Origin of the sequence: Streptomyces triticagri (genome assembly GCF_003429565.1) — a bacterium.
Classification (GTDB): domain Bacteria; phylum Actinomycetota; class Actinomycetes; order Streptomycetales; family Streptomycetaceae; genus Streptomyces; species Streptomyces triticagri.
The window spans coordinates 1-5,340 of sequence record NZ_QUAK01000174.1 but is presented as its reverse complement, the minus strand read 5'-3'; the positions used below and the strand labels follow the sequence as shown (position 1 = coordinate 5,340).

The window sequence follows — 5,340 nt, the reverse complement described above, 5'->3', positions numbered from 1 at the left end:
GGACGCGTCCCCGCCCCGCAGGGCCGCGCCGCGCAGCCACAGGGACGGCGCAGGCTCGGCTCCGCGCGCCCGGCGCGCGGCCAAGGCCGCGAGCGCGGTCGTACGCCCCACTCCTGGATCCCCGACCAGAGCCAACACCTGGGGCCCCGCCGCATCGCCCGCCAGGAACCGGTCGAACTCGTGCTCAAGGGCGGGCCGTTCCACGGTCTCCACCGCTTCCGCGACGTCCCGCGGCCCCTCCGAGCCGACCGAGGTCGCGGTCAGGTGCAGCACCGCGGCCAGGTTGAGATCGGCGCCGTGGACGGGCACCACGGCTTCGTTGCGGCGCAGGACGGCGGCGAGCGGGCCGGCGGGGTCCGCGGCCGCCGCGGAGGCGAGGTGGACGGCGAAGCCCGCGGCACTGTGCTCGACGCTCAGCGCCGTGCCGAGGACGCCGAGCACCGCACCTGTGCGGATGTCCACCACTGGGCCGCCGGCCGCGCCACCACCGCGCCGCAGGGCGTCGCTCCCGTCGGTGCCGACGGCGAGTTCGAGCACGGCCCCGATCGTGCGCCGGCCGCCCGTCGCCTCGTAGGTGACGGACTCGTGGGTGGTGAGCACTCGCGCCTCGCGCCACCCGCGCGCGTGGAAGCGGACGTACGTCCCGGGCTCCGTCGTCCCGCACGCGCGCGTGCTGATCGGCAGCGGGGGCATCCGTAGGCCGCTCGTACGGATCAGAGCCAGGCCGGCGTCCGGCAGCAGCACGATGTCGGCGGCGTCCACGGTGTACGTGCCCTCGTCGGCGGTCGTCGCATCGCCTGCGGGCTCAGCACTGTCGGCGGGCTCGGCGTCTCCTGCGGGCTCAGCACCGTCGGCGGAAGAGACACCGCCCTCGGTGTCACCGCCGTCGGACCGGTCGGCGCGGACGGCATCCACGGGCGCGTGCAGGACGATTCCCGCCAGGCCGTCGACGGCCTCGTGACTGGTGATCAGAGTGCCGCGGTCGTCCGCCGGGAAGGCCGCGCCGCGGAGCCGCCCGGCCGGGTCGCAGATCCGGACGAGCGCCTCCTCGACGCCCGCCCGGGCACCGACTGCCAGCATCGCCGAACCTCCCCGCCGCGCCTCTGCGTTCGACGGTAGGCCCGCGATGATCAGCGGAACAGGACTGCTGCCGGATGCGCCCCCTCGCACCCCCGCCGTTCACTCCGAGCGCCTGCACGAAGGGGTGAATCGACGGTCGACACAGGACAGACCTTGAAGGGAGGGGGAGCGTGGAGCGGGCACCGGCAGCCCGCTCCACGGAGTCCGGCACAGGCACGGACGGACCGACACCGGATCCGGCGCCCGCGCCATCGCGCGCCCGCGAAAGGTCAGCCGAAGACGGCCAGGCTCTTCGCCTTGCCCTTGAGCCCCTCGACCAGCGCCACGAACCGCCCTTCGGGGTCGAAGACGGCGACGGCACGCCCCGATCCGTACTCCTCGGGCAGCTCGATCCGCACGCCGTTGAGCAGCAGCTTGGCCCGCCGTGCGTCGACGTCCCAGCGCGGGAAGGCCGCGGCGGCCGCATCGGCGACCGGCAGCACGGTCAGCTCCTCCTGATGCTGCTCCAGGGTCTGCGCCCGGTCGATGCCGTACGGCCCGACCCGCGTGCGGCGCAGCGCGGTGAGGTGTCCGCCGGTGCCGAGTCCGGCGCCGAGGTCACGGGCGAGCGCCCGGATGTACGTCCCTGAGGAGCACACCACCGACACCACGAGGTCCTGGACCGCCGTACCGTCCTCGGCGACCGCGTCCCGCACGTCGTACACGGTGAACGAGGACACCGTCACCGGCCGGGCGGGAATCTCGAAGTCCTCGCCCTCCCGCGCCCGTTTGTACGACCGCTTGCCGTCGATCTTGATGGCGCTGACCTTGGACGGCACCTGCATGATCTCGCCGGTGAGCTCCGCGATCCCCGCGTCGATCGCCTCCCGGGTCACCGCGGAGGCGTCGGCGGACGAGGTGATCTCGCCCTCGGCGTCGTCGGTCACGGTGTTCTGGCCGAGCCGGATCGTGCCGAGGTACTCCTTCTCGGTCAGCGCGAGGTGTCCGAGCAGCTTCGTCGCGCGCTCGACGCCGAGGACGAGCACCCCGGTCGCCATCGGGTCGAGCGTGCCCGCGTGCCCGACCCGGCGCGTCCTTGCGATGCCGCGCATCTTGGCGACGACGTCGTGCGAGGTGAAGCCGGACGGCTTGTCGACGATGACGAGCCCGTCGGCCGGACCGCCGTCCTTCGTGCCGGAGGCCGGCCCGCGCTCGTCGCGCCGGCCGGCCGTCGTGTTCTGCTTGCTCATTCCGCTGCGTCGCCGGCCTCGTCGTCACCCGGCTTGCGGTACGGGTCCGCCTCGCCGGCGTAGTCGGCGCCGGAGGACGCCTCGCGCACCTTGGCGTCGGAGGCCCGCGCCCGGTCGAGCAGATTCTCGATCGTCTTGGCGTTCTCGGGCAGCGCGTCCGCCACGAACGCCAGCGTCGGCGTGAACTTCACCCCGGCCGCCGCACCCACCGCGGAACGCAGCACGCCCTTGGCGCTCTCCAGGCCGCGGGCGGCGTTCTCCCGGTCCTCGTCGTCGCCGTAGACCGTGTAGAACACCGTCGCCTCCCGCAGGTCACCGGTGACCCGGGTGTCGGTGATCGTCACATGCGAACCGAGGCGCGGGTCCTTGATGCCGCGCTGCAGCTTCTCGGCGACCACCTCTCGGATGAGGTCCGCCAGCTTCTTCGCCCGCGCGTTGTCGGCCACTGGTCCGTCTCCCTTTTTGCTTGCTTCTGTTTCGTGCGTCGTCACGTCGTCACGTCGTGACTCCGGTCGTGGACGTCAGTCGTCGTCGCCGTGGAGCCGCCGGCGCACCGAAAGCAGCTCCACCTCCGGCCGGGCGGCGATCAGCCGCTCGCACCGGTCCAGTACGTCCGACAGGTGCCCGGTGTCTCCGGACACCATCGCCACGCCGATCTCGGCCCTGCGATGAAGATTCTGCACACCCACCTCCGCCACGCTCACGGAAAACTTCCGGTGCAGTTCGGCGACGATCGGGCGGACGACGGAACGCTTCTCCTTCAGGGACCGTACGTCGCCGAGGAGCAGATCGAAGGACAGAGTCCCCACATACATGGTCACCCGGATGACCCGCCGGTACGGGATCGGTGCCCCGCCAACCACTTGGCAGGGACATCCGAACCGTACACGGAACGACCGGGGCCGATCGACGGAAATTCTCCCGTCGACCGGCCCCGGACCGCTGCCGAATCAGCCTCGCGGCTTCTCGCGCATCTCGTACGTCGCGATGACGTCGTCGATCTTGATGTCGTTGAAGTTTCCGAGGTTGATACCGCCCTCGAAGCCTTCGCGGATCTCGGTGACGTCGTCCTTGAAGCGGCGCAGACCGGTGATCGTGAGGTTCTCGGAGACCACCTTGCCGTCGCGGAGCAGGCGCGCCTTGGTGTTGCGCTTGACCTCTCCGGAGCGGACCAGGACACCGGCGATGTTGCCCAGCTTGGACGAGCGGAAGATCTCGCGGATCTCCGCCGTGCCGAGCTCGACCTCTTCGTACTCCGGCTTGAGCATGCCCTTGAGGGCCGCCTCGATCTCCTCGATCGCCTGGTAGATGACCGAGTAGTACCGGACGTCCACGCCCTCGCGCTCGGCCATCTGCGTGGCACGCCCGGCGGCGCGCACGTTGAAGCCGATGACGATGGCGTCGGAGCCCATGGCCAGGTCGATGTCCGACTCGGTGACCGCACCCACGCCGCGGTGCAGCACGCGGATGTCGACCTCCTCGCCGACGTCCAGCTGAAGGAGCGAGGACTCGAGGGCCTCGACCGAACCGGACGCGTCGCCCTTGATGATGAGGTTGAGCTGCTCGACCTCGCCGGCCTTGAGCACCTTGTCGAGGTCCTCGAGGGACACCCGGCGGGTGCGCTTGGCGAACGCGGCGTTGCGCTCGCGGGCGGCACGCTTCTCGGCGATCTGACGGGCCGTACGGTCCTCGTCGACCACCAGGAAGTTGTCACCCGCGCCCGGGACGTTCGTCAGACCGAGGACCAGAACCGGCGTCGAGGGCTCGGCGACCTCGACGTTCTCGCCCTTGTCGTCGAGCATCGCCCGGACTCGGCCGTACGCGTCACCGGCGACCATCGTGTCACCGACGCGCAGCGTGCCGCGCTGGACCAGGACGGTCGCGACGGCGCCGCGGCCCTTGTCCAGGTGGGCCTCGATCGCGATGCCCTGCGCGTCCTGCTCCGGGTTGGCCCGCAGGTCGAGCGAGGCGTCCGCGGTCAGGACCACGGCCTCGAGCAGTGCGTCGATGTTCTCGCCCTGCTTGGCGGAGATGTCGACGAACATGGTCTCGCCGCCGTACTCCTCGGCGACCAGGCCGTACTCGGTCAGCTGACCGCGCACCTTGGTCGGGTCGGCGCCCTCGACGTCGATCTTGTTGACCGCGACCACGATCGGCACGTCGGCCGCCTTGGCGTGGTTCAGGGCCTCGATCGTCTGCGGCATCACACCGTCGTTGGCCGCCACCACGAGGATCGCGATGTCGGTCGACTTGGCACCACGGGCACGCATGGCGGTGAACGCCTCGTGACCCGGGGTGTCGATGAAGGTGATGCGACGCTCGTCGTCGTTGACCTCGGTCGTGACCTGGTAGGCACCGATGTGCTGCGTGATGCCGCCGGCCTCGCCCGCGATGACGTTCGTCTTGCGGATCGCGTCCAGGAGGCGGGTCTTGCCGTGGTCGACGTGACCCATGACGGTGACTACCGGCGGGCGGGAGACCAGGGCCTCTTCGCCGCCCTCGTCCTCGCCGAACTCGATGTCGAAGGACTCGAGCAGCTCACGGTCCTCCTCCTCGGGGCTGACGATCTGAACCGTGTAGTTCATCTCGTCGCCGAGGAGCTGCAGGGTCTCGTCGGAGACCGACTGCGTGGCCGTGACCATCTCGCCGAGGTTCATCATCACCGCGACGAGCGACGCCGGGTTGGCGTTGATCTTCTCGGCGAAGTCGGTGAGCGAGGCACCGCGCGACAGGCGAACCGTCTCGCCGTTGCCGCGAGGCAGCATCACACCGCCGACCGACGGGGCCTGCATGGCCTCGTACTCCTGGCGCCTCTGCCGCTTCGACTTGCGGCCGCGACGCGCGGGGCCGCCGGGACGACCGAAGGCGCCCTGCGTGCCACCACGGCCACCGGGACCGCCGGGACGGCCACCGAAGCCGGGACGACCGCCGCCGAAGCCGCCGGGGCGACCGCCGCCGCCACCGCCGGGACGACCGGCGAAGCCGCCGCCACCGCCACCGGGACCGCCGGGACGACCGGCGAAGCCGGGAC

4 protein-coding genes and 1 pseudogene are annotated in these 5,340 nt (G+C 71.3%); all 5 read right to left on the bottom strand.

All coding sequences use genetic code 11. The annotated features are described in order from the left end of the window. Positions 1–1,080, bottom strand: a pseudogene (locus DY218_RS25795) (hypothetical protein); the annotation flags it as partial. Positions 1,081–1,349: 269 nt separating this feature from the next. Then, complete coding sequence (truB, locus tag DY218_RS25790) at positions 1,350–2,309, bottom strand: tRNA pseudouridine(55) synthase TruB (RefSeq protein ID WP_128558538.1); 960 nt, start codon at positions 2,307–2,309, stop codon at positions 1,350–1,352. Beyond that, positions 2,306–2,755, bottom strand: a complete 450-nt coding sequence (rbfA, locus tag DY218_RS25785; protein WP_128558537.1) for a 30S ribosome-binding factor RbfA — start codon at positions 2,753–2,755, stop codon at positions 2,306–2,308. The genes truB and rbfA overlap by 4 nt, the downstream gene beginning before the upstream one ends. Before the next feature lie 75 nt (positions 2,756–2,830). Beyond that, a complete protein-coding gene (locus tag DY218_RS25780; protein WP_128558536.1) occupies positions 2,831–3,124 on the bottom strand; it encodes a DUF503 domain-containing protein in 294 nt (97 codons plus the stop codon). A gap of 135 nt (positions 3,125–3,259) precedes the next feature. After that, positions 3,260–5,340 (bottom strand): translation initiation factor IF-2 (infB, locus tag DY218_RS25775; protein ID WP_128558535.1); only part of this gene is annotated, 2,081 nt, incomplete at its 5' end.